The sequence below is a fragment of the Streptomyces sp. NPDC101227 genome, assembly GCF_044767545.1.
Classification (GTDB): domain Bacteria; phylum Actinomycetota; class Actinomycetes; order Streptomycetales; family Streptomycetaceae; genus Streptomyces.
This window is the reverse complement of record NZ_JBIWOD010000015.1, coordinates 165,592-188,041: the sequence shown is the minus strand read 5'-3', so window position 1 is coordinate 188,041 and position 22,450 is coordinate 165,592. Positions and strand designations below refer to the sequence as shown.

Genomic DNA, 22,450 nt, shown 5'->3' with positions numbered 1-22,450 from the left:
AAGCGATGGGACGGACACTCGCGGAGAAGGTCTGGGACGACCATGTCGTCCGGCGCGCGGAAGGCGAGCCCGACCTCCTCTTCATCGATCTGCACCTGCTGCACGAGGTCACCAGCCCGCAGGCGTTCGACGGCCTCCGCAAGGCCGGCCGCCAGGTGCGCCGTACGGACCTGACCATCGCCACCGAGGATCACAACACCCCGACCCTCGACATCGACAAGCCGATCGCCGACCCGGTCTCGCGCACCCAGCTGGAGACGCTGCGCAAGAACTGTGCCGAGTTCGGCGTCCGGCTGCATCCGCTGGGCGATGTCGAGCAGGGCGTTGTCCACGTTGTGGGACCGCAGTTGGGACTGACCCAGCCCGGCACCACCGTGGTCTGCGGTGACAGCCACACCTCCACCCACGGAGCCTTCGGCGCCCTGGCCTTCGGCATCGGCACCAGCCAGGTCGAGCACGTCCTGGCCACCCAGACGCTGCCGCTGGCCCCGTTCAAGACCATGGCGATCACCGTCGACGGCGAGCTGCCCGAGGGCGTCACGGCCAAGGACCTGATCCTGGCGATCATCGCCAAGATCGGCACCGGCGGCGGCCAGGGCTATGTCCTGGAATACCGCGGATCGGCCATCGAAAAGCTTTCGATGGAATCCCGGATGACCATCTGCAATATGTCGATCGAGGCCGGCGCGCGGGCGGGCATGATCGCCCCCGACCGGACCACCTTCGACTACCTCCAGGGCCGCGACCACGCCCCCAAGGGCGAGGACTGGGACGCCGCGGTCGCCTACTGGAAGACGCTGCGCACCGACGACGACGCGGTCTTCGACGCCGAGGTGCACATCGACGCCGCTTCGCTGTCGCCGTTCGTCACCTGGGGCACCAACCCGGGCCAGGGTGCGCCGCTTTCGGCGAACGTCCCCGACCCTGCTTCGTACGAGGACGCCTCGGAGCGCTTCGCCGCCGAAAAGGCCCTGGAATACATGGGGTTGACCGCCGGTCAGCCGCTGCGCGAGATCACCGTGGACACCGTCTTCGTAGGTTCGTGCACCAATGGCCGTATCGAGGACCTGCGCTCGGCGGCCGCCATCCTTCAGGGCCGCAAGGTCGCCGACGGGGTACGGGTGCTGATCGTGCCCGGCTCGGTCCGCGTCTCCCTGGAGGCCGTTGCCGAGGGCCTGGACAAGGTCTTCACCGCGGCGGGGGCCGAATGGCGGCACGCGGGCTGCTCGATGTGTCTGGGCATGAACCCCGACCAGCTGGCTCCCGGTGAGCGCTCCGCGTCCACCTCCAACCGCAACTTCGAGGGCCGGCAGGGCAAGGGGGGCCGCACCCACCTGGTCTCGCCGCAGGTGGCCGCCGCGACGGCGGTTCTCGGCCATCTGGCCTCACCGGCCGACCTGGCCTCCACGGCCGGCCAGTCCGACGTCGCCACGCCCGCGGGAGTCTGAACCATGGAAGCTTTCACCACCCACACCGGCCGGGCCGTCCCGCTGCGCCGCAGCAACGTCGACACCGACCAGATCATCCCGGCCCACTGGCTGAAGAAGGTCACCCGCGACGGGTTCGAGGACGGGCTGTTCGAGGCCTGGCGCAAGGACCCGGAGTTCGTCCTCAACCAGGACGTCTACCAGGGCGCCACCGTCCTGGTGGCCGGCCCCGACTTCGGCACCGGCTCCTCGCGTGAGCACGCCGTCTGGGCGCTCCAGAACTACGGCTTCAAGGCCGTCATCTCCTCGCGCTTCGCCGACATCTTCCGCGGTAACTCCCTCAAGAACGGCCTGCTGACGGTGGTCCTGCCGCAGGAGACCGTGGACCGGCTGCAGAAGCTGGTGGAGGCCGACCCCGCCGCCGAGGTGACGGTTGACCTGGTCGCCCGGCAGGTGCGGGCCGAAGGCATCACCGCGGACTTCGAGCTGGACGAGAACGCTCGTTGGCGGCTGCTGGAGGGGCTGGACGACATCAGCCTCACCCTTCGGGAGGAGTCCTCCATCGTGACGTACGAGGCGAATCGCCCGTCGTTCAAGCCGCGTACCCTCGAGGTCTGACCTCGGGTTTTTGGCTCAAAGCGTTATTGCGTACGATGCGCCCCCTGTGCAGTTGGCAGGGGGCGCTTCGGCTTGTCGGGACCGCTGTTGAGGCCCCGTGAAGCGACAACTCGCCGCAGATGGCACAATTAGCGCATGGAACGCGACGGCCAACTCAAGCTCTACGGTTACGTCGCCGACCGACTCAAGGACGCACACGCAAGAGTGCGGACACTGCAAGTCCCGGAGGGCGTACGGATGGCGCTGACCCGGAAGCTGCTTGTCATCACGGCCGCGGCTAAACACGATCTTGCGGACGCGGCAAGGCGTCTGGAGTGGTTCATGGCAGACCTCGATGAAGGTCGTTATCCCGAAGATGCACACCGTGACGGAAGTCCGTGAAGGTCGAGTTTGTTGCGGCACAAGGGTGATTAGCCCGTTTCGTGTTTGATTTGCGGTATGTATCTGCCTAACGTGCGAAAAAGCTTGGAAACTTTCGTTCCAGCAATGTCTCCGAAGGGGAAGACGTGAACAAGGCGCAGCTCGTAGAAGCCATTGCCGACAAGCTCGGCGGCCGCCAGAACGCCGCGGAGGCGGTTGACGCGGTACTGGACGCAATCGTCCGCGCAGTTGTCGGCGGCGACCGTGTTTCGGTCACCGGATTCGGCTCGTTCGAGAAGGTCGACCGTCCGGCCCGCTATGCCCGCAACCCGCAGACCGGCGAGCGCGTGCGGGTCAAGAAGACCTCGGTGCCGCGATTCCGCGCCGGTCAGGGCTTCAAGGACCTGGTGAGCGGCTCGAAGAAGCTCCCCAAGGGCGGCGAGGTCTCCGTCAAGAAGGCCCCCAAGGGCAGCCTCACCGGCGGCGCCGCCATCAAGAAGGCGGCCGCGAAGAAGGCCACCGCGAAGAAGGCTGCCGCCAAGAAGGTGACGGCGAAGAAGGCCGCGGCGAAGAAGACCACCGCCGCCAAGAAGGCCACCACGAAGAAGACGACGACGGCGAAGAAGGCCACCGCCACGAAGGCCGCCGCCAAGAAGACGACGACGGCGAAGAAGGCCACCGCCAAGAAGGCCACCGCCAAGAAGACCGCCCCCGCCAAGAAGGCGACGGCGAAGAAGGCGCCCGCCAAGAAGGCCACGGCGCGCAAGACCACCGCCAAGAAGGCCACCGCCCGCAAGCGGTGAAGCAGCGGCGACGCAAAGCGTCGGGCCGGTCTCCCTTCGGGGAGCCCGGCCCGCGGTGCGTTGGCGCCCAGGGCCCTGAACTAGGCTTTCTCCCATGCAGGCCACCGCGTACACCTACGACGAAGACACCCGCTCCGGCAGCGTGCTGCTGGACGACGGCACCCCGCTGCCCTTTGACGCGGCGGCCTTTGACGCCGGCGGCCTGCGGCTGCTGCGGCCCGGCCAGCGGGTACGTATCGAGCTCGCGGACGAGACGGCCGGGGGCGGCGCTTCCGAAGCCGGCCAGGACGACGGCCGCAAGATCGTGCTCATCACCCTCCAGACGCTCTGAGCCCGGACGGCGGCCCCTCAGGGCCCGCCGTGGCGCCGAGCGCCAGCCGCGGCACCTGACAGGCCGTGTGCGGGCCCACGCCCAGCGCCAGCGCCGCCCGCAGATCCTCGCCGGTGTCCACGTCCCGGCGTACCGACGGCACCTCCAGCGCGGTGATCTCCCGCGCTCCGGACGCCAGGTGACGCGCCCGGGAAGCGCCGCCGAATGCGGGTGCCAATTCCACTCCGGAACTCGCGCCGAGAAGTGTTGTCCCGATATCCGCCGCATCCGCGAGAAATGCGCGAGGAAATAGCGCGGCGTAATGGAGCACCAGTTCCAGCTCGGCCGGACGCAACGCCGGAAGGTCGGCGTTCAGCGCGGCCACCGGCGCACCGGGGTGACGCGCCCGTACCGCGGCCGCACCGTGCGCCAGCGCGGCGTTGAGCCCGCGGGCCGGAGTGTCGGGCACGATGCGCGCCCCCAGGGCCGCCAGACGCTCCCCGGCCACCGCATCGTCCGTGACAACCGCCACATCACGCACATTGGCGCAGGCCAGCGCCGCGGCCACGGTGTCCAGGGCGAACGCGAGCGCCAAGTGGGGCCGGAAGTGTTCACCGGCCGCCTGCGAGAGCCTGCTTTTGGCCCGTACCAGCGGTTTCAGCGGCACCACCAGACTCCAGACCGCGTCCGCCGCGCTATCTGCTCCGTCTCTTCGCATCTGCGTCATTCTCACCCGCACCCGCCGCCGTTCGACAGCAGCGGGGTTACGGTGTTCTCGACATAGCGGGTACCCGGAGCGACACTTGTGCGGCTGCCGGCCCGGCGCAGCTTCGCAGGTCCCACAAGGAGGGTGTCCAAGTGTCCCGCCGCAGAATCGGCTTCTGGTACCGCTTGGCCGCGGTCATCTGCAAACCGCCGCTCTTGGTTCTGTTCAAGCGGGACTGGCAGGGAATGGAGCACATTCCGGCCGACGGCGGTTTTATCACCGCGGTCAACCACAACTCGTATCTTGATCCGCTCTCCTATGCGCACTATCAGTACAACACCGGACGGGTCCCGCGATTCCTCGCCAAGTCCGGCCTCTTCAAGAGCGGCTTTGTCGGCCTGATGATGCGCGGCACCGGCCAGATCCCCGTCTACCGGGAAACCACCGACGCGGCCACCGCGTTCCGTGCCGCGGTCGCCGCCATCGACAAGGGCGAATGCGTCGCCTTCTATCCCGAAGGCACCCTCACCCGGGACCCCGAGATGTGGCCCATGCAGGGCAAGACCGGTGCCGCACGCGTCGCGTTGCTGACCAAGGCGCCCGTCATCCCCGTCGCCCAGTGGGGCGCGAATGCGGCGATGCCGCCGTACGCCAAGGAGAACAAGCTCCAGCTCTTCCCCCGCAAGATGCTGAAGGTCAAGGCGGGACCGCCGGTCGACCTGAGCGAGTACTACGGCAAGGAGCCCACCGCCGAGGTGCTGCGCGCCGTCACCGAGACCATCATGGCCGCCATCACCGAGCAGCTGGCCCTGCTCCGCGACGAGCCCGCGCCCGCCGAACCGTACGACTACCGCAAGGCCATCGCCCGCGAGCGCCGTGCCGCCCGCGAGGCCGCCAAGGCCGCCGCGAGCGCCCTCATGGAGCCTGGCTGCGGCGGGGCCGTTGATGCCACTGAGCGGGCGGGAAGCACCCAGCAGGCACAGGAGGATGAAGGCAAGTGACGCGCTGCGCCGTCTACGGCACGGGGTCCTGGGGCACCGCATTCGCGATGGTGCTCGCCGACGCGGGATGCGAGGTGACCCTGTGGGGGCGCCGCGCGGCCGTCGTCGACGCCATCAACACCGGCCGCACCAACCCCGACTACCTGCCCGGGGTCACCCTCCCCGCGTCCGTACGGGCCACCACCGACCCGGCGGAAGCGGCCCGCGGCGCGGACTTCACCGTCCTGGCCGTCCCCTCGCAGACGCTGCGCGCCAACCTCACCGAATGGGCGCCCCTCCTCGCCGACGGCACGGTCCTGGTCTCCCTGATGAAGGGCGTCGAACTGGGCACCGCCAAGCGCATGAGCGAGGTCATCGAAGAGGTCGCCAAGGTCCCCGCCGAACGCGTCGCGGTGCTCACCGGCCCCAACCTCGCCAAGGAGATCGCCGCCCGCCAGCCCGCCGCGGCGGTCGTGGCCTGCGCCGACGAAGCGGTCGCCCAGCGGCTCCAGACCGCCTGCCACACCCCGTACTTCCGCCCGTACACCAACACCGACGTGGTCGGCTGCGAACTGGGCGGCGCGGTCAAGAACGTCATCGCGCTCGCCGTCGGCATCGCCACCGGCATGGGCCTGGGCGACAACGCCAAGGCCTCCCTGATCACCCGGGGCCTGGCCGAGACCACCCGGCTCGGCCTCGCCATGGGCGCCGACGCACACACCTTCGCGGGCCTGGCCGGCATGGGCGACCTCGTCGCCACCTGCTCCTCGCCGCTGTCCCGCAACAACACCTTCGGCACCAACCTCGGCCGCGGCATGACGCTCAAGGAGACCATCGCGGTCACCAAGCAGACCGCCGAGGGCGTCAAATCCTGCGAGTCCGTGCTCGACCTCGCGCGCCGGCACGGCGTCGACATGCCCCTGACCGAGACGGTCGTGGACATCGTCCACGAAGGCAAGCCGCCGATGGTCGCCCTCAAGGACCTGATGTCGCGCACCGCCAAGCCGGAGCGTTGACCCGCGGCGTGGCGGACCGGGGCAGGAGCCGTTGTCGGTTGCTGTGGTACGACCGGCGCTTCAGCGCTGACGTGCGCCCCCTCACCAGGTACTCTCAACGCGTTATGAGCAGCCAGACCTCCTCCCACAAGCCCCGCGTCGCCGTCGTCTTCGGCGGCCGCAGCTCCGAGCACGGCATCTCCGTGGTCACCGCCGGCGCCGTCATGCGCGCCATCGACCGCGAGAAGTACGACGTGCTGCCCATCGGCATCACCACCGACGGGCGCTGGGCGCTGACCTCCGACGACCCCGAGCGGATGGCCATCACCGACCGGCAGCTGCCCACCGTGGCCGAGCTCGCCGAGTCCACCGAGGGCGGGATCGTGCTCCCGGTCGACCCGACCAACCGCGAGATCGTCTACAGCGAGCCCGGCTCGGTGCCCAAGGCCCTCGGCGAGGTCGACGTCGTCTTCCCCGTGCTGCACGGCCCGTACGGCGAGGACGGCACCCTGCAGGGCCTGCTGGAGCTCTCCGGCGTCCCCTACGTCGGCTCGGGCGTCCTCGCCTCCGCCGTCGGCCAGGACAAGGACTACATGAAGCGGGTGTTCACCTCCTTCGGGCTGCCGGTCGGCCCCTACGAGGTCATCCGCCCCCGCGAGTGGGACAACGACCCCGCGGCCGCCCGCAAGAAGATCGTGGACTTCGCCGCCGAACACGGCTGGCCGCTGTTCGTGAAGCCCGCACGGGCCGGCTCGTCCATCGGCATCACCAAGGTCAACGACCTCGCGGGCCTGGACGAGGCCGTCGAGGAGGCCCGCCGCCACGACCCCAAGGTCATCGTCGAGGCGCTGCTCACCGGCCGCGAGATCGAGTGCGGGGTGCTGGAGTTCGAGGACGGCCCGCGCGCCAGCGCCCCGGCCGAGATCCCGCCGGTCACCGCCCACGACTTCTACGACTTCGAGGCCAAGTACATCGACTCGGCCGACGGCATCGTCCCGGCGCCGCTGACCGCCGAGCAGACCGCGAAGGTCCAGGAACTGGCCGTCGCCGCCTTCGACGCCGCCTCCTGCGAGGGCCTGGTCCGCGCGGACTTCTTCCTCCAGGACAACGGCGAGTTCGTCATCAACGAGATCAACACCCTGCCCGGCTTCACGCCCATCTCCATGTACCCGCGGATGTGGCAGGAGAGCGGCGTGAGCTACCCGGAGCTGATCGACCGGCTGCTCCAGGCGGCGCTGACCCGTTCCACGGGGCTGCGCTGAGCGGAAGCTAGACGCCCTCCGGAACGGACTTCTTGACGGCGCCCGCGAGGTCGGTGAGCACATCGACCTCGGGGGCGTACGCCCCGGGCACGGTCACCTCGACATAGGCCTTGCGCAGCACGGTCGTGAAGCGATAGCCGTCGTCCCGCTTCTCGAAGAGCCATTGGACGCCGTCGACCACCGCCGCGTCCGCGCCGGGGTTGTAATGTTCACTCCCGTACGTCAGCACCTCCGGCTTCGGCACCCCGCAGCGCAGTTGAACGGCGGGATCGCCCCAGACGGCAGTGAAGTCGGAGTCCGGCTGCGCATCGCCGCGCTTTTGGCCGTCCACGGTCTTCGGCAACGCCTTGTGGAGCGCCCGGCAATGCCGTACCGCCGCGCCCCGCGGGGAAGGGGCATCGACATCCGACGAAGAACAGCTCACCGCCGCGAACAGCACGGTGAGCACCGGCAGGGCCAGGTACCGGCGGCGCACAGATTTCACCCGGCCGAGCATACGGGGGAGCTAGAGATGGACCACCGGGCAGGTGAGGGTACGCGTGATGCCCTCCACTTGCTGGACCTTGGCGACCACCATGCGGCCCAGTTCATCCACGGTGTCGGCCTGCGCCCGCACGATCACGTCATAGGGTCCGGTGACGTCCTCGGCCTGCAGTACGCCAGGGATCTTCGCAATCACCTCTGCCACGGCAGAGGCCTTGCCGACCTCGGTCTGGATCAGGATGTATGCCTGTACCACGGGACCTCCAGGGCGGCTACCGGGATCATGTGGGAAGAAGGGACGCCACGGTACCGCGTCACCGTGCGGAGCGGGGAGACCCGCGCGGTGAAAGCGGCAAGTGCGGCGCAGTCGTCAGCCAAGTACGGACCGTCCGTACGCAGGGGAAGGGCAACAGCATGAAGGGCACCGTTGGCGAGCTGGGGGAATTCGGGCTGATCAAGGAGCTCACCGCCCGGCTCACCTCCACCCCGGCCGTACGCATCGGGCCGGGCGACGACGCCGCGGTGGTCACCGCGCCCGACCGGAGAGTGGTGGCCAGCACCGACGTCCTCCTGGAGGGCAGGCACTTCCGCCGCGACTGGTCCACCGCCTACGACGTCGGCCGCAAGGCCGCCGCCCAGAACCTCGCCGACATCGCGGCCATGGGCGCCGTGCCCACCGCGATCCTGCTGGGCCTGGTCGTCCCCGCGGAACTCCCCGCGACCTGGGCGACCGAGCTGATGGACGGCCTGCGCGACGAATGCCAGGTGGCCGGCGCCGCGGTCGTCGGCGGCGACGTCGTACGCGGCGAGATCATCACCGTCGCCATCACCGCCCTCGGCGATCTGCGCAACGCCGAACCGGTCACCCGCGGCGGCGCCCAGCCCGGCGATGTGGTCGCGGTGACCGGCTGGCTCGGCTGGTCCGCCGCCGGGCACGCCGTCCTCTCCCGAGGCTTCCGCTCACCGCGCGCCTTCGTCGAGGCCCACCGCCGGCCCGAACCCCCGTACCACGCGGGCCCGGCGGCCGCCGGACTCGGCGCCACCGCCATGACCGACGTCAGCGACGGACTCGTCGCCGACCTCGGGCACATCGCCGAGGCCAGCAAGGTCCGCATCGACCTGCGCTCCGCCGCGATCGACATCCCCTCCCAGATGTCCGACATCGGCACCGCCGTCGGCGTCGACCCCATGCAGTGGGTGCTCAACGGCGGCGAGGACCACGCCATCGTCGCCACCTTCCCCCCGGACGTGAAACTGCCCGCCCGCTGGAAGGTCATCGGAGAGGTGCTCAATCCCTCCGCGCTGCCCCAGGTCACCGTCGACGGCGCCCCCTGGGCGAAGGCCGGCTGGGACCACTTCGGGGACAACGAGTAGCGGGGTCGGCGCGTAGCGGCGTCTTCTGGGGGCGGAGGTCGGGTGACGGGGAGGTGCGGTCGGCGCGTAGCGGCGTCTTCTGGGGGCGGAGGTCGGGTGACGGGAGGGCGAGTAGATTCGGCCGTATGCAGAGCCGTACGCACAGTCCCCCGCAGAGCCCTTCGCCGATACCGCCACGCGTCCTGACCGTCGCCGGATCCGACTCCGGCGGCGGCGCGGGCATCCAGGCCGACCTCAAGACGATGCTGGCGCTCGGCACCCACGGCATGAGCGTGCTCACCGCCGTCACCGCCCAGAACTCGCTGGGCGTGCAGGGCGCATGGGAACTGCCCGCCGAGGCCGTACGCGCCCAGTTCCGCAGCGTCGTCGACGACATCGGCGTCCAGGCCGTCAAAACCGGGATGCTCTCCTCGGCCGAACTCGTCGAGACCGTCGCGGGGCTCCTCGCCGGGTTGACGGTCCCGGTCGTCGTCGACCCCGTGGGCGTCTCCAAGCACGGCGACTCCCTGCTCGCCGCCTCCGCCCTCGACGCGGTCCGCACCAAGCTGCTGCCGACCGCCACCGTTGCCACCCCCAACCTGGACGAGGTCGCCCAGCTCACCGGCGTACACGTCCGGGAGGAGGCAGATATGCGGCGGGCCGCCGCCGCGATCCTCGGCTTCGGACCGCGCTGGGCCCTCATCAAGGGCGGCCACCTGGCAGCTGACGCCGACGAGGCCGTCGACCTGCTCACCGACGGCACCGAGGAACACTGGCTGCGCGCCCCCCGCCACGACAACCGGCACACCCACGGCACCGGCTGCACCCTCGCCAGCGCGATCGCCGCGCAGCTCGCCAAGGGCGACACCGTCCCGCAGGCCGCAGCCGCCGCGAAGGACTACGTCAACGGCGCCATCGCGGCCGGCTTCCGGCTGGGCGCGGGCATCGGGCCCGTCGACCACGGCTGGCGCCTGCGGGCCTAGCAGCCCCTAGGGGCCGGGGGCCGGGTGTGGCAGCCCCGGCCCCGGGAACGGCGAAAGCCGGCCCACCATGAAGGTGGACCGGCTTTACAAGCAACCGGCTGGGCTGCGCTACGGCGTAGACGTCAGCGCGAGACCTTGCCGGCCTTGATGCACGAGGTGCAGGCGTTCAGCTTCTTCGGCGTGCGCCCGATCACTGCACGCACCGTCTGGATGTTGGGGTTCCAACGACGGTTGGTACGGCGATGCGAGTGCGAGACACTCTTGCCGAAGCCCGGCCCCTTGCCGCAGACGTCGCAGTTGGCAGCCACGGGTCACTCCAAAGACTTCAGATGCACTTACGGTGAAATCCTGACGAGCCGAGTGCATTACCCGACCGGCACCGTCAGGAGAGGAATGGCCCGATTTTCATCGGGCAACCGGAGCAGCATACAACGGCCGCTCCCGTAGAACGAAACTATCACGCAGCCCCGGGCCCCCGCCCCGGCCTCCCCGCCGCAGCGCGGCTACTGTGCGATGCATCCCGTGACCCAGGAGGACGATGTGCCCTACCCGCTCGACGCCGCCGCGGTACGCGCCTGGTGCGGGCTGGCCCTGGAGGCGCTCGGCCGGGAGCGCGAGCGCATCGACGCGATCAACGTCTACCCCGTGGCCGACGGTGACACCGGCACCAACCTCTACCTGACCCTCGAATCCGCCACCCGCGCCGTCGAGGCCGCCTTCGACGGCCACGCCTCCACCGGGACCACACCCCGCCTCGCCGACGCCATCGGAGCCATGGCCCACGGCGCCCTCATCGGCGCCCGCGGCAACTCCGGCACCATCCTCGCGCAGCTGCTGCGCGGCATGACGGAGGTCCTGGCGTCAGGGAACGAGCCGTCCGACGGCTCCGACGGCCCCGATGGCACAGACGGCCCCGCCGACGCGCTGCGCAGGGCGCTGCGCCGGGCCGCCGCATCGACCTACGAGGCCGTCGCACACCCGGTGGAGGGCACCGTCCTGACCGTGGCGACCGCCGCCGCCGACGCGGCGGAACGCGCCACCGGAGACGCCGCCCACATCGCACGGGCCGCCCACGACGGCGCCCGCAGCGCCCTCAAGGCCACCCCCGGCCAGCTCGCGGTGCTCGGCCGCGCGGGCGTCGTGGACGCCGGCGGCTGCGGTCTGGTCGCCCTGCTCGGCGCGCTCGCCGACGCACTGTCCGGCGAGGTCTCGGCGGCGCCCGTCACCGTACGGGCCGACGCCCCCCTCCCCGAGGCGGGCGGCCGGGCCGCAACCGGGGCCGACACCTGCGCCGCCATCGACGGAGACGGACCCGCCTTCGAGGTGATCTACCTCCTGGAGGCCGACGACGGCGCCGTGGCACGGCTGCGCACCCGCCTCGACGGGCTGGGCGACTCCCTCGTGGTGGTCGGCGGCGACGGCCTCTGGAACGTCCACGTCCACGTCGACGACGCGGGCGCCGCCGTGGAGGCCGGCATCGAAGCAGGCCGCCCGTACCGGATCCGCATCACCCACTTCGGCGGTGCCACCCGCACCAAGGAACCCGAAATGGCGGCGCGGGCCGTCGTCGCCGTGGTGCCGGGCGCCGGGCTCGCCGGACTCTGCACCGAAGCGGGCGCGACCGCGGTCTCGGTACGCCCCGGCGAACCCCCCGCCAGCGGCGAACTGCTCCAGGCGATCCGCCAGGCACACGCCCGCGAGGTGATGCTGCTGCCCAACGACCCCGAACTGCGGCACACCGCCGCGGCCGCCGCCGAACAGGCCCGCACCGAAGGCGTACGCGTCGCCCTGATCCCCACCCGCTCCGCTGTACAGGGCATCGCGGCGCTGGCCGTGCACGAGCCGGGGCGCAGCTTCGACGAGGACGTCGTCGCGATGACCTCCGCCGCCGGCGCCACCCGCTACGCCGAGCTGGCCGTCGCCGAGCGGCAGTCCTGGACGATGGCCGGCGTCTGCCAGGCCGGCGACGTCCTCGGGCTGATCGACGGCGATGTCGCGGTGATCGGCTCCGACCTCACCGCAACCGCGATGACGGTGCTGGACCGGATGCTTTCCGCGGGCGGCGAAATGGTCACCCTCGTCCTCGGCACCGACATCCCCGATTCCCTCGCGGACCGGCTCGAACGCCATGTCCGCGAGCGCCATCTGGCCGTCGACACCGTCGTCTACGAAGGCGGGCAGCACGCGGCGCCGCTGCTCATCGGGGTGGAGTGACCGCGTCGTCGCCACCGCCCCGGCGTGCCTGTTCCGGTCCCGCCGGGCCCGATTCCCGCGCTGCGGGGCTCGGTGAACCCCGAATGTCAGACCCGTGGTGTGCAATGGACACGTGGCAGCGCTCGACGAACCCCTGAAGAAAATCCTCGGCGGCAGCACCGCGAAGGTGCTGGCCGAGCATCTCGACCTGCACACGGTCGGCGATCTGTTGCACCACTACCCGCGGCGCTACGCCGAGCGCGGTGAGCTGACCCGCCTCGCGGACCTGCCGCTGGACGAACATGTCACGGTCGTCGCCCAGGTCTCGGACGCCCGGGTGCACAAGTTCAACGGCGGCCGCGGTCAGCGGCTGGAGGTCACCCTCACCGACGGCAGCGGCCGGCTCCGGCTGGTCTTCTTCGGCAAGGGCATCCACAAGCCCCACAAGGAGCTGCTGCCCGGCCGGCGCGCGATGTTCGCCGGCAAGGTCTCGGTCTTCAACCACAAACTCCAGCTCGCCCACCCCGAATACGAGCTCCTCGACGAGGAGGCCGGCAGCGGCGCCGTCGACGCCTTCGCCAACCAGCTGCTGCCGATCTACCCGGCATGCCAGCAGATGGCCTCCTGGAAGATCGCCAAGGCCGTCGACGCGGTGCTGCCCAGCGCCCAGGACGCCATCGACCCGCTGCCGGACGCGCTGCGCGCGGGCCGCGACCTGATCCCCCTCACCGAGTCGCTGCTGAAGATCCACCGGCCGGCGACCAAGGCCGATATCGCCGACGCCCGCGCCCGCCTCAAATGGGACGAGGCCTTCGTCCTCCAGGTGGCGCTCGCCCGGCGCCGCCTGGCCGAGACCCAACTCCCGGCCGTACCGAGGACCTTGACCGACGGAGGCATCCTCGACGCCTTCGACGCCAAACTCCCCTTCACCCTCACCGACGGCCAGCAGAAGGTCAGCCGGGAGATCTTCGACGACCTCGCCACGAACCACCCCATGCACCGCCTCCTCCAGGGCGAGGTCGGCTCCGGCAAGGCGCAGCCGCTGGACGCCCTGGTGCTGACACCGCAGGGCTTCCGGCCGATGGGGGAGATGACCGTCGGCACCGAGGTGGTGGTGCCGAGCGGCGAGCTCGCCCTGGTGGACGGCGTCTTCCCGCAGGGCGAGCGGGAAGTGTGGCGGCTGGTGCTGTCGGACGGCAGCTCCGTGGAGTGCGATGACGAGCACCTGTGGATCGTCGGGTCCCGCGACACGGGCGAGCGGGTGCTGACGACCCGCGAGCTACGGGCCGGTCTGCTGCGCCCCGACGGCCGGCCCAAGTGGTCCATCGCGCCGGCCGCACCGGTGGACCTGGAGGGCGGAGGGGCGCGGCCGCTCGACCCGTACGACCTGGGGAAGGCGCTGGCAGCCGGCGCCGAGGGCGGCCCGGCCGGCCGCGTCCCGGAGGCCTACCGCAACGCACCGCTCAAGGACCGGCTGGCCGTGGTGCGGGGCCTGATGGACGCCGGGGGCCGGCCCCTGGGGGCCGACGCGGTGTTCCGCGCGGCGCCCGCCCCGCTGGCCGGCGACCTCGCCTGGCTGGTGCGTTCCCTGGGCGGCCGCGCCCGGATCGAGCGGGGGAGTGACGGCGCGAACGTCCACGTGGCGCTGCCGGACCCGGCGTCCACCGGAGCCGAAGGCTTCCGCCGCACCATCGAGGCCATCGAGCACGTCGGCCGCAAGCCCGTCCAGTGCATCAGCGTCGCCCACCCCGACCACGCCTATGTGACCGACCACTTCACCGTCACCCACAACACCATGGTCGCGCTGCGCGCCATGCTCGGCGTGGTCGACAGCGGCGGCCAGGCGGCGATGCTCGCGCCGACCGAGGTCCTCGCCCAGCAGCACCACCGCTCCATCACCGAGATGATGGGCGAGCTCGCCGAGGGAGGGATGCTCGGCGGCGCCGAACAGGGCACCAAAGTGGTGCTGCTGACCGGCTCCATGGGGGCCGCGGCCCGCCGCCAGGCGCTGCTCGACCTGGTCACCGGCGAGGCGGGCATCGTCATCGGCACGCATGCGCTGATCGAGGACAAGGTGCAGTTCCACGACCTGGGCCTGGTCGTGGTCGACGAACAGCACCGCTTCGGCGTCGAACAGCGGGACGCCCTTCGGGGCAAGGGAAAGCAACCGCCGCACCTCCTGGTGATGACGGCGACGCCGATCCCGCGCACGGTCGCCATGACCGTCTTCGGTGACCTGGAGACCTCCGTACTGGACCAACTTCCCGCCGGCCGCTCGCCGATCGCCAGCCATGTGGTGCCCGCCAAGGACAAACCGCACTTCCTGGCGCGCGCCTGGGAGCGGGTCCGCGAAGAGGTGGCGGCCGGCCATCAGGGCTATGTGGTGTGCCCCCGGATCGGCGACGAGGAGGACGCCCCCAAGGGGGCGAAGAAGGGCGCCAAGGAGGCGGCGGCGAAGGAGAGTTCACCGGAGGACATCGAGGAGAAGCGGCCGCCGCTGGCGGTGCTGGATATCGCCGAGCAGCTGGCCAGGGGACCGCTCCAGGGCCTCAGGGTGGCGGTGCTGCACGGCCGGATGGCCCCGGACGACAAGGACGAGGTGATGCGGGAGTTCGCGGCCGGCCGGCTGGATGTGCTGGTGGCGACGACCGTCATCGAGGTCGGCGTGAACGTCCCGAACGCCACCGCCATGGTGATCATGGACGCCGACCGCTTCGGCGTCTCCCAGCTGCACCAGCTGCGCGGCCGGGTGGGCCGTGGCTCCGCCCCCGGCCTGTGCCTGCTGGTCAGCGAGATGCCCGAGGCCAGCCCGGCACGCGCCCGGCTGGCGGCCGTCGCCGGCACCCTCGACGGCTTCGAACTCTCCCGGATCGACCTGGAGCAGCGCCGTGAGGGCGACGTCCTGGGGCAGGCGCAGTCCGGCGTCCGCTCGTCGCTGCGGATGCTCGCGGTCATCGAGGACGAGGAGGTCATCGCGGCCGCCCGGGAGGAGGCCACCGCCGTCGTCACGGCCGATCCCGAGCTCGCCGCCTATCCCGAGCTGCGGATCGCGCTGTCGGCCCTGCTGGACGACGCACGGGAGCAGTATCTGGACAAGGGATGAGACGGACGGGACGGGCGGCACGCGACGGGACGGGCGCGGCCCCGGGGTGAGATCGATCACCCGTCCCGTACGGCGCCGGGAGCCGTCGCCCGGCGCCGGCCGCGCGACGACCGAATATCGTGGGACCGGAGCCCACCCGGCTCCCCGCGTCATCTCCACCCCACGCACAACGTAAGGACGGGCCCATGACCCGCGTGATCGCCGGTACGGCCGGCGGCCGCCGCCTGGCCGTACCACCGGGAAACGGCACCCGCCCCACCTCCGACCGGGCGCGCGAGGGCCTGTTCTCCACCTGGGAGTCGCTCGACGGACCCCTGGCCGGCGCCCGGGTCCTCGACCTCTACGGCGGCTCCGGAGCGGTCGGCCTGGAGGCGCTCTCCCGGGGCGCCGCGCACGTCCTGCTGGTCGAGGCCGACACCCGCGCCGCCCGCACCATCCGCGAGAACATCCGCTCCGTCGGCCTCCCAGGCGCCGAACTGCGCACCGGCAAGGCCGAGCAGGCCATCGCGACCCCGGCCCCGGGCGACCCGTACGACATCGTCTTCCTGGACCCGCCCTACGCCGCCACCGACGCCGATCTTCGCGAGATTCTGCTCACACTCCGTGGCCAAGGGTGGCTTGCGGAGGAGGCACTCGTCACCGTGGAACGCAGCACCAGAAGCGGCACGTTCCCCTGGCCTGAGGGATTCGAAGCGATCAAGGCCCGTCGCTACGGCGAGGCCACGCTTTGGTACGGTCGCGCCGCTTCGACGTCCGCCGAATCGACGTCAACAAGCGTGTCATGACCGGACCGCAGAGCACCGGACCGCAGAGCGAGGAGACGAAGTTGCGCCGCGCCGTCTGTCCGGGGTCGTTCGACCCCATCACCAACGGGCACCTGGACATCATCGCCCGTGCCTCCAAGCTGTACGACGTCGTCCACGTCGCCGTGATGATCAATCAGTCGAAGCAGGGCCTGTTCACGGTCGACGAGCGGATCGATCTGATCCGCCGGGCCACCGCCGAGTACGGCAATGTCGAGGTCGAGTCCTTCCACGGCCTGCTCGTCGACTTCTGCAAGCAGCGCGACATCCCCGCCATCGTCAAGGGCCTGCGCGCCGTCAGCGACTTCGACTACGAGCTGCAGATGGCCCAGATGAACAACGGGCTGTCCGGCGTGGAGACCCTTTTCGTCCCCACGAACCCCACCTACAGTTTCCTTTCCTCCAGCCTCGTCAAGGAGGTCGCGGCCTGGGGCGGCGATGTCTCCCACCTGGTCCCGCCCTTCGTCCTCGACGCCCTGACCGAGCGCCTGCGCAACAAGCGGTGACCCGCCGCGCCACGCGCCCGCCGGCCACCGCCCTGACGAAGTGTCAGTAGGTGTCGGGCCGGGGCTCCGTGGTCGTACAGTCGTCCCGTTCCCTCGTTCCATCCCTTCAGAGAGTGGCGAGTCCAAGGTGGACGTGCAGAAGAAGCTCGACGACATCGTCGGGACCATCGGCAGCGCCCGGTCCGTGCCCATGTCGGCCTCGTGCGTGGTCAACCGCGCCGAGCTGCTCGCCCTGCTCGAGGAGGTACGGGCGGCCCTGCCCGGCTCCCTCGCCCAGGCACAGGAGCTGCTCGGCGGGCGCGAGCAGATGGTCGAGGAGGCGCGGGCCGAGGCGGAGCGGATCATCGAGTCCGCGCACGCCCAGCGCGGGTCGCTGATCTCCGACACCGAGGTCGCCCGGCAGTCCCAGGACGAGGCCGACCGCATCCTGGCCGAGGCCCGCCGCGAGGCCGAGGAGATCCGCGCCGAGGCCGACGACTACGTCGACTCCAAGCTCGCCAACTTCGAGGTCGTCCTCACCAAGACCATCGGCTCCGTCGACCGCGGCCGCGAGAAGCTGCTCGGCCGCGGCCCGGGGCTGGACGAGCAGGGCTACGTGGACGCCGAGGCCCCCGAGCGCAGCGCCGACCCGGAGACCCTCAAGCAGCGCGCCGACGCCTATGTGGACGCCAAGTTCGGCGCCTTCCAGGCCGTCCTGACCAAGACGCTGGAGGCGGTCGGCCGTGGCCGCGACAAGCTCCAGGGCGCGCAGGCGATCGACGAGCTCGCGGTGCATCTGGCGACGGCGGGCGACGCCCAGGCCGGCCAGGTGCAGGCGGACGCCGAGTATCTCGCCGGGCTCGCGGGCATCGGCGCCGGCCAGGACCCGCAGCCGCCCCAGGCCGTGCCACAGGCCCCGCCCCAGCCCCAGGAGCACCAGCAGTTCCCGGACCCCCAGCAGCCGCTCCAGCCGCAGGACCAGCTCCAGCAGGACTATTACGCGGACCCGGCGGCCTACCAGCAGCAGGACGCCTACGGCTATCAGCAGCCGCAGCAGGTTCCGTACACCCAGCACCACCAGGATCCGTACGGCTACGACTGGCAGCAGCAGGCCCAGCAGCAGGGCTACGACCCCAACGCCTACCTCCAGCAGCAGCCACCGCCGCAGCCCCAGCACGCCCCTCACGACCCGAATGCCCAGGCCGGGGCGCTGGACGAGACCAGCCTCTTCGACACCGGCATGATCAACATGGACCAGATCCGGCAGTACGAAGAGCAGTACGAACAGCGGCGCCAGTAACCGCCCCGGAGGGGCCGGAAGCGGATTGGGCCTATCGGGGCCCGTCCAGTATCCTGGCTGTTCGGTCGCGTCTACGTTCGCGATCTCTGCTGCCCGCATATCCATCGGATCTCGGGCGGCTCGTAGCGCAGTACAGAAAGCAGGAAGCCATCAACGCCCGCCTAGACCACCGTTCCCCGCTCGTGTTCGATACACGCGAGCTGGGGCGTCGTCCCGGCACGCTCAAGCGGCTCTCCCGCACCGTCGAGGCCCCCCGGGACCTCGGCAATGAGGTCATCGGAGTACCCGAGGGTGCCCCGGTCGAGCTCGACCTCCGCCTGGAATCGGTCATGGACGGGGTGCTTGTCACAGGCACCTCCCGTGCGGCCGTGAAGGGGGAGTGCGTAAGGTGTCTGGAGCCGCTGGAGCGAGAGCTCGAAGCGGACTTCCAGGAGATGTTCTCCTACCCCGACGCCGATGACCGGAGCCGCCCCGCGGAGTCCGGCGACGACGCCGAGGACGAGGAAGACACCTTCTTCATCGAGGACGACCTGTTCGACCTCGAACCCGTGCTGCGGGATGCGGTGGTGCTGTCACTGCCGCTGCAGCCGGTGTGCCAGGACGACTGCCCGGGCCTGTGCTCCGATTGCGGAGCGCGGCTCGCGGACGACCCGGACCACCACCATGACGCCGTCGACGCACGTTGGGCGGCACTGCAGGGACTCGTCGGGACCAACCAGGACGACGAGAAGGACAACGTTCCCCGCAACGGCGGGGATGAACCTCAGGAGAAGTAGCCGTGGCTGTTCCGAAGCGGAAGATGTCGCGCAGCAACACGCGCCACCGCCGGTCGCAGTGGAAGGCTGCGGTCCCCACCCTGGTGGCATGCGCTAGCTGCCACGAGCCGAAGCTGCAGCACATCGCGTGCCCGAGCTGCGGCACCTACAACAAGCGCCAGGTCCTCGAGGTCTGAGCGGCTGGTGACAGGCACCGTGTCTAGCCCCAAGAAGGCGGAAGACGCCAATCCGTCTCCTCGCAAGCGCGGGGATGAATCTCCGGCGGACACAGCCTCGTCCCACACGCTTCTGGAAGGGCGGCTCGGGTACAAGCTCGAGTCCGCCCTTCTGGTGCGTGCGCTGACGCATCGCTCGTACGCATACGAGAACGGCGGTCTGCCCACCAACGAGCGGCTCGAGTTCCTCGGGGACTCGGTGCTCGGCCTGGTGGTCACCGACACGCTGTACCGCATCCACCCCGACCTGCCCGAAGGCCAGCTGGCCAAACTGCGGGCCGCGGTGGTCAACTCGCGTGCGCTTGCCGAGGTGGGCCGCGGCCTCGACCTCGGCGCCTTCATCCGCCTCGGCCGGGGCGAAGAAGGCACGGGCGGCCGGGACAAGGCCTCCATCCTCGCCGACACCCTCGAAGCGGTGATCGGCGCCGTCTACCTGGACCAGGGCCTCGACGCGGCCGGCGAGCTGGTACACCGGCTCTTCGACCCGCTCATCGAGAAGTCCTCCAGCCTGGGCGCGGGCCTGGACTGGAAGACGAGCCTCCAGGAACTCACCGCGACCGAAGGCCTCGGCGTTCCGGAATACCTGGTCACCGAGACCGGCCCGGACCACGAGAAGACCTTCACTGCTGCCGCCCGCGTCGGTGGTGTCTCGTACGGCACCGGCACCGGCCGCAGCAAGAAGGAAGCCGAGCAGCAGGCGGCCGAATCCGCGTGGCGCGCCATTCGCGCCGCCGCGGACGAAGCGGCCAAGGCCAAGGAGTCGGCCTCCGGCGACGACGCGTCGCCGGGACCCGACGCCGGCTCCACCGGAGCGGCCACCACCGCGCAGCCTGATGCGGCTCCGGCTTCCGACGACCCCGGGTCGTCGGCACACTGAATCACCTCTTCTGACCCCGTCCAGGGCGGCCCGACCGCTCCGGACGGGGTCAGAAGTCTTTCCCGAGGCCGTCTCCCCGGCCGTATCCGAGGATCGTGAGGAGCTTCCCCGTGCCCGAGCTGCCCGAGGTCGAGGTCGTACGCCGCGGCCTCCAGCGATGGATCAGCGGCCGCACCATCGACACCGTCGAGGTCCGCCACCCGCGCGCGATCCGCCGCCACACCGCCGGCGCGGCCGACTTCGCCGCCCGCCTCACGGGCCTGGGCATCGCCGCGGCACGCCGCCGCGGCAAATACCTCTGGCTCCCGGTCACCGGCGGCGGCCCCGCCGCAGTGACCGCCGCCGAAGGCATCGGCCCCCTAGTCACCCCCTCCGTGACCCACGGCCTGGCGATCCTCGCCCACCTCGGCATGAGCGGCCAGTTGCTGGTCCAGCCCGAGGACGCCCCCGACGAGAAGCACCTGCGCATCCGCATCCGCTTCGCCGACGACCTCGGCACCGAACTCCGCTTCGTCGACCAGCGCACCTTCGGCGGCCTCTCCCTCCACGACACCGTCCCCGGCGACCCGGACCACCTCCCCGACGTCATCGCCCACATCGCCCGCGACCCCCTCGATGCGGCCTTCGACGACGCCGCATTCCACGACGCGCTGCGCCGCCGCCGGACCACCATCAAGCGGGCCCTGCTCGACCAGTCCCTGATCAGCGGCGTCGGCAACATCTACGCCGACGAGGCGCTGTGGCGCAGCAAGCTCCACTACGAACGCCCCACCGCCACCTTCACCCGCCCCCGCACCGCCGAGCTGCTCGGTCACGTACGGGACGTGATGAACGCCGCCCTCGCCGTCGGCGGCACCAGCTTCGACAGCCTCTACGTCAACGTCAACGGCGAGTCCGGCTACTTCGAGCGCTCCCTGGACGCCTACGGCCGCGAGGACGAACCCTGCCGCCGCTGCGGCACCCCCATCCGCCGCCGCCCCTGGATGAACCGCTCCAGCTACTTCTGCCCCCGCTGCCAACGGCCGCCACGACCGTCAGGGGCCGGCTGAGCGGACACGGTCATCCTCGGCCGCAAAGCGATCCCCGACCGCCTCGGCCGCTCGGTGCACGACCGGGCCCACGTCCACTCCGGACAGCGCGCCGCCCCGCCACCGGCCCACCACCGCCGCTCCCACCAGAGCGCGTCCGGGGCACCGGCGTGGACCTCCACCGCCTTGGCCGGAATCCGGGCATCCAAGGCCCGCACCCGGGCGCGCAGCTCACGGGCCGACTTCTTCGGCAGCCGGAGCAGAACCGTTTCGAGCACCGACCGGTAATACGTCGCGGCGTAGCCCAGCCCGCCCTCGCATTCCCGGCAGGAACAGCCCGCATCGCGACGGCCGTGGGCACAGGCACCGGCCGGCAGGCGCGCGGGGGCCGCCAGGTGCCAGAAGGCTTCGGCCGTCGCGCCCGGACCCCGCCGGGTACGTTCCAGCCTGCGCAGATGCGCCACACAGGTGCCGGAGAGACCATCGAGGGCCGGAAACCGCTGCCGGCCGTGGTCGCGGAGAGGAATGTCGCCGCGTACGGCGGAGGGGCGCCTACGCGGCACCGCCCCTTCGGTACGTCATGGCGCGACGGCAGCAGGGGGAAGCGGCCGGGCCGGGCGAATTCCGCCGCCGCCCGGCCCCGGGGACGTACGGCCGTACCGGGACCCGCCCTGCGTTAGCCTCCGGACGTGCGAAGCGACGGGAGAGCGGCGGCCTGGATCGCCGAACGCGGGGCATCGCTGGGCACGGCCGAGCTCTCGGCGGCCTTCGACGCGTATCTGTGCACGCTGCCATGGGCCGGGGCCGGCATCCGGTGGCAGGGGCTGCCGCACCGGACGCTCGCGCTGGACGCGGGTGTCCCGGACGAGGCCGTGGTGGCCTGGGCCCGGCGGACCCCGGTGGCGGCGCACAGCCATGTGCTGATCATCGACTCCACCCGCGAGCCCGGCGTGATCTGCCCCTTCGAGGACGGCCTGCGGGACTTCGAGCTGCTCACCGACCGGCCGGATTTGTTTCTGTGCGGGGTCGACCTCGTGGACGGCGTACCGCGACCGGTCCACCCGCACTTCATCGAGCGGCGGTCCTTTCACACCCTTACGGCACGGCTGGACGGGTGAACGCGCGGCGGCCGGGGACCGCCCGGCCCGCCCGCGAACGCCTCAGAACCCGAAGAACTGATGTCAGGGGCTGACTACCTCCTTCCCTGAAATGCGTCGCAGCGTTGACCTGCGGGGGAGTGGTGGTTGGCGGTCGTTGTTGGTCGTCCCCGGGCGCCTTCGGACGGCCCAGAGACGGCCCAGCGATTGACCTCTGCACGACGTAAGAGACCCGGACAGTCCGTCCGGGCCTCGCCCGTGGTGCAAGCGACCACCTTCGCCCGACGCCCTGT

At 70.9% G+C, this 22,450-nt stretch carries 24 protein-coding genes; 20 read left to right on the top strand and 4 right to left on the bottom strand.

The annotated features are described in order from the left end of the window. Nucleotides 1-5: 5 nt before the first annotated feature. From leuC to ACIRPT_RS30080, 5 genes are all read left to right on the top strand, one after another. A complete protein-coding gene (gene leuC / locus ACIRPT_RS30100) occupies nucleotides 6-1,448 on the top strand; it encodes a 3-isopropylmalate dehydratase large subunit (protein WP_403832704.1) in 1,443 nt (480 codons plus the stop codon). Between the two features lie 3 nt (nucleotides 1,449-1,451). Then, the gene (leuD, locus tag ACIRPT_RS30095) at nucleotides 1,452-2,045 is read left to right on the top strand and encodes a 3-isopropylmalate dehydratase small subunit (RefSeq protein WP_403832701.1); all 594 of its coding nucleotides are present in this window, start codon (nucleotides 1,452-1,454) and stop codon (nucleotides 2,043-2,045) included. 135 nt (nucleotides 2,046-2,180) lie between these two features. Then, entirely contained in the window at nucleotides 2,181-2,426 is a 246-nt protein-coding gene (locus tag ACIRPT_RS30090; RefSeq protein WP_403832699.1) for a hypothetical protein, read from the top strand. A 125-nt stretch (nucleotides 2,427-2,551) separates the two neighbouring features. After that, on the top strand, nucleotides 2,552-3,208 hold the full coding sequence (locus tag ACIRPT_RS30085) for an HU family DNA-binding protein (protein WP_403502110.1): 657 nt from the start codon (nucleotides 2,552-2,554) through the stop codon (nucleotides 3,206-3,208). A 94-nt stretch (nucleotides 3,209-3,302) separates the two neighbouring features. Next, a complete protein-coding gene (locus ACIRPT_RS30080; protein ID WP_403832696.1) occupies nucleotides 3,303-3,539 on the top strand; it encodes a hypothetical protein in 237 nt (78 codons plus the stop codon). Here the strand turns inward: ACIRPT_RS30080 and cofC are convergent. Then, nucleotides 3,520-4,245, bottom strand: coding sequence for a 2-phospho-L-lactate guanylyltransferase (gene cofC / locus ACIRPT_RS30075; protein WP_403832694.1), 726 nt, complete (start codon nucleotides 4,243-4,245; stop codon nucleotides 3,520-3,522). The two genes, ACIRPT_RS30080 and cofC, sit on opposite strands and share 20 nt — an antisense overlap. 131 nt (nucleotides 4,246-4,376) lie before the next feature. Between cofC and ACIRPT_RS30070 the strand changes: the two genes are divergently transcribed. The 3 genes from ACIRPT_RS30070 to ACIRPT_RS30060 all read left to right on the top strand — a co-directional run bounded on the left by ACIRPT_RS30070 (nucleotide 4,377) and on the right by ACIRPT_RS30060 (nucleotide 7,461). Further along, nucleotides 4,377-5,225: a lysophospholipid acyltransferase family protein gene (locus tag ACIRPT_RS30070; protein ID WP_403502117.1), complete on the top strand. Its 849-nt coding sequence runs from the start codon at nucleotides 4,377-4,379 to the stop codon at nucleotides 5,223-5,225. Continuing rightward, nucleotides 5,222-6,220 (top strand): NAD(P)H-dependent glycerol-3-phosphate dehydrogenase, encoded by a 999-nt coding sequence (locus tag ACIRPT_RS30065; RefSeq protein ID WP_403502120.1) that lies wholly within the window; start codon nucleotides 5,222-5,224, stop codon nucleotides 6,218-6,220. The genes ACIRPT_RS30070 and ACIRPT_RS30065 overlap by 4 nt, the downstream gene beginning before the upstream one ends. 104 nt (nucleotides 6,221-6,324) lie before the next feature. Continuing rightward, a complete protein-coding gene (locus tag ACIRPT_RS30060; protein WP_403502122.1) occupies nucleotides 6,325-7,461 on the top strand; it encodes a D-alanine--D-alanine ligase family protein in 1,137 nt (378 codons plus the stop codon). 7 nt (nucleotides 7,462-7,468) lie between these two features. Here ACIRPT_RS30060 and ACIRPT_RS30055 read toward each other — a convergent pair whose 3' ends face one another. After that, nucleotides 7,469-7,957 carry a DUF3515 domain-containing protein gene (locus ACIRPT_RS30055; protein WP_403832691.1) on the bottom strand — a complete coding sequence of 163 codons (489 nt, stop codon included), beginning with the start codon at nucleotides 7,955-7,957 and terminating at the stop codon, nucleotides 7,469-7,471. A 9-nt stretch (nucleotides 7,958-7,966) separates the two neighbouring features. Beyond that, nucleotides 7,967-8,200 carry an Lrp/AsnC family transcriptional regulator gene (locus ACIRPT_RS30050; protein ID WP_046925812.1) on the bottom strand — a complete coding sequence of 78 codons (234 nt, stop codon included), beginning with the start codon at nucleotides 8,198-8,200 and terminating at the stop codon, nucleotides 7,967-7,969. 158 nt (nucleotides 8,201-8,358) lie between these two features. Between ACIRPT_RS30050 and ACIRPT_RS30045 the strand changes: the two genes are divergently transcribed. Further along, nucleotides 8,359-9,318 (top strand): thiamine-phosphate kinase, encoded by a 960-nt coding sequence (locus tag ACIRPT_RS30045; RefSeq protein WP_403502127.1) that lies wholly within the window; start codon nucleotides 8,359-8,361, stop codon nucleotides 9,316-9,318. Between the two features lie 125 nt (nucleotides 9,319-9,443). Beyond that, on the top strand, nucleotides 9,444-10,280 hold the full coding sequence (gene thiD, locus ACIRPT_RS30040) for a bifunctional hydroxymethylpyrimidine kinase/phosphomethylpyrimidine kinase (RefSeq protein WP_403832688.1): 837 nt from the start codon (nucleotides 9,444-9,446) through the stop codon (nucleotides 10,278-10,280). 122 nt (nucleotides 10,281-10,402) lie between these two features. Here the strand turns inward: thiD and rpmB are convergent, their stop codons facing one another. Beyond that, nucleotides 10,403-10,588 carry a 50S ribosomal protein L28 gene (rpmB, locus tag ACIRPT_RS30035; RefSeq protein ID WP_006602870.1) on the bottom strand — a complete coding sequence of 62 codons (186 nt, stop codon included), beginning with the start codon at nucleotides 10,586-10,588 and terminating at the stop codon, nucleotides 10,403-10,405. A gap of 205 nt (nucleotides 10,589-10,793) precedes the next feature. Between rpmB and ACIRPT_RS30030 the strand changes: the two genes are divergently transcribed. From ACIRPT_RS30030 to ACIRPT_RS29985, 10 genes are all read left to right on the top strand, one after another. Further along, nucleotides 10,794-12,494, top strand: coding sequence for a DAK2 domain-containing protein (locus tag ACIRPT_RS30030; protein WP_403832685.1), 1,701 nt, complete (start codon nucleotides 10,794-10,796; stop codon nucleotides 12,492-12,494). Between the two features lie 112 nt (nucleotides 12,495-12,606). Then, nucleotides 12,607-15,576 (top strand): helicase-related protein, encoded by a 2,970-nt coding sequence (locus tag ACIRPT_RS30025; RefSeq protein ID WP_403832683.1) that lies wholly within the window; start codon nucleotides 12,607-12,609, stop codon nucleotides 15,574-15,576. 185 nt (nucleotides 15,577-15,761) lie between these two features. Continuing rightward, entirely contained in the window at nucleotides 15,762-16,361 is a 600-nt protein-coding gene (rsmD, locus tag ACIRPT_RS30020; RefSeq protein ID WP_403502139.1) for a 16S rRNA (guanine(966)-N(2))-methyltransferase RsmD, read from the top strand. Continuing rightward, nucleotides 16,358-16,885 (top strand): pantetheine-phosphate adenylyltransferase, encoded by a 528-nt coding sequence (coaD, locus tag ACIRPT_RS30015; RefSeq protein WP_403502142.1) that lies wholly within the window; start codon nucleotides 16,358-16,360, stop codon nucleotides 16,883-16,885. The genes rsmD and coaD overlap by 4 nt, the downstream gene beginning before the upstream one ends. Before the next feature lie 127 nt (nucleotides 16,886-17,012). Continuing rightward, nucleotides 17,013-18,164, top strand: coding sequence for a cell division initiation protein (locus tag ACIRPT_RS30010; protein ID WP_403832680.1), 1,152 nt, complete (start codon nucleotides 17,013-17,015; stop codon nucleotides 18,162-18,164). 149 nt (nucleotides 18,165-18,313) lie between these two features. Then, complete coding sequence (locus ACIRPT_RS30005; protein WP_403832777.1) at nucleotides 18,314-18,940, top strand: YceD family protein; 627 nt, start codon at nucleotides 18,314-18,316, stop codon at nucleotides 18,938-18,940. Nucleotides 18,941-18,942: 2 nt separating this feature from the next. Continuing rightward, the gene (gene rpmF / locus ACIRPT_RS30000) at nucleotides 18,943-19,116 is read left to right on the top strand and encodes a 50S ribosomal protein L32 (protein WP_030087884.1); all 174 of its coding nucleotides are present in this window, start codon (nucleotides 18,943-18,945) and stop codon (nucleotides 19,114-19,116) included. Nucleotides 19,117-19,123: 7 nt separating this feature from the next. Beyond that, nucleotides 19,124-20,032 carry a ribonuclease III gene (rnc, locus tag ACIRPT_RS29995; protein WP_403832677.1) on the top strand — a complete coding sequence of 303 codons (909 nt, stop codon included), beginning with the start codon at nucleotides 19,124-19,126 and terminating at the stop codon, nucleotides 20,030-20,032. 110 nt (nucleotides 20,033-20,142) lie between these two features. Further along, nucleotides 20,143-21,081 carry a bifunctional DNA-formamidopyrimidine glycosylase/DNA-(apurinic or apyrimidinic site) lyase gene (gene mutM / locus ACIRPT_RS29990; RefSeq protein ID WP_403832675.1) on the top strand — a complete coding sequence of 313 codons (939 nt, stop codon included), beginning with the start codon at nucleotides 20,143-20,145 and terminating at the stop codon, nucleotides 21,079-21,081. A 668-nt stretch (nucleotides 21,082-21,749) separates the two neighbouring features. Further along, the gene (locus ACIRPT_RS29985; protein ID WP_403832673.1) at nucleotides 21,750-22,178 is read left to right on the top strand and encodes a hypothetical protein; all 429 of its coding nucleotides are present in this window, start codon (nucleotides 21,750-21,752) and stop codon (nucleotides 22,176-22,178) included. The last annotated feature ends 272 nt before the right edge of the window (nucleotides 22,179-22,450 follow it).

Excerpts from the sequence above, each read along its gene's own strand:
- rsmD (WP_403502139.1), top strand. The coding sequence starts at position 15,762 with ATGACCCGCGTGATCGCCGGTACGGCCGGCGGCCGCCGCCTGGCCGTA.
- ACIRPT_RS30045 (WP_403502127.1), top strand. The coding sequence starts at position 8,359 with ATGAAGGGCACCGTTGGCGAGCTGGGGGAATTCGGGCTGATCAAGGAG.
- cofC (WP_403832694.1), bottom strand. The coding sequence starts at position 4,245 with ATGACGCAGATGCGAAGAGACGGAGCAGATAGCGCGGCGGACGCGGTC.
- thiD (WP_403832688.1), top strand. The coding sequence starts at position 9,444 with ATGCAGAGCCGTACGCACAGTCCCCCGCAGAGCCCTTCGCCGATACCG.
- ACIRPT_RS30090 (WP_403832699.1), top strand. The coding sequence starts at position 2,181 with ATGGAACGCGACGGCCAACTCAAGCTCTACGGTTACGTCGCCGACCGA.
- leuD (WP_403832701.1), top strand. The coding sequence starts at position 1,452 with ATGGAAGCTTTCACCACCCACACCGGCCGGGCCGTCCCGCTGCGCCGC.
- ACIRPT_RS30060 (WP_403502122.1), top strand. The coding sequence starts at position 6,325 with ATGAGCAGCCAGACCTCCTCCCACAAGCCCCGCGTCGCCGTCGTCTTC.
- ACIRPT_RS30055 (WP_403832691.1), bottom strand. The coding sequence starts at position 7,957 with ATGCTCGGCCGGGTGAAATCTGTGCGCCGCCGGTACCTGGCCCTGCCG.
- leuC (WP_403832704.1), top strand. The coding sequence starts at position 6 with ATGGGACGGACACTCGCGGAGAAGGTCTGGGACGACCATGTCGTCCGG.
- coaD (WP_403502142.1), top strand. The coding sequence starts at position 16,358 with ATGACCGGACCGCAGAGCACCGGACCGCAGAGCGAGGAGACGAAGTTG.
- ACIRPT_RS30030 (WP_403832685.1), top strand. The coding sequence starts at position 10,794 with ATGCATCCCGTGACCCAGGAGGACGATGTGCCCTACCCGCTCGACGCC.
- ACIRPT_RS30080 (WP_403832696.1), top strand. The coding sequence starts at position 3,303 with ATGCAGGCCACCGCGTACACCTACGACGAAGACACCCGCTCCGGCAGC.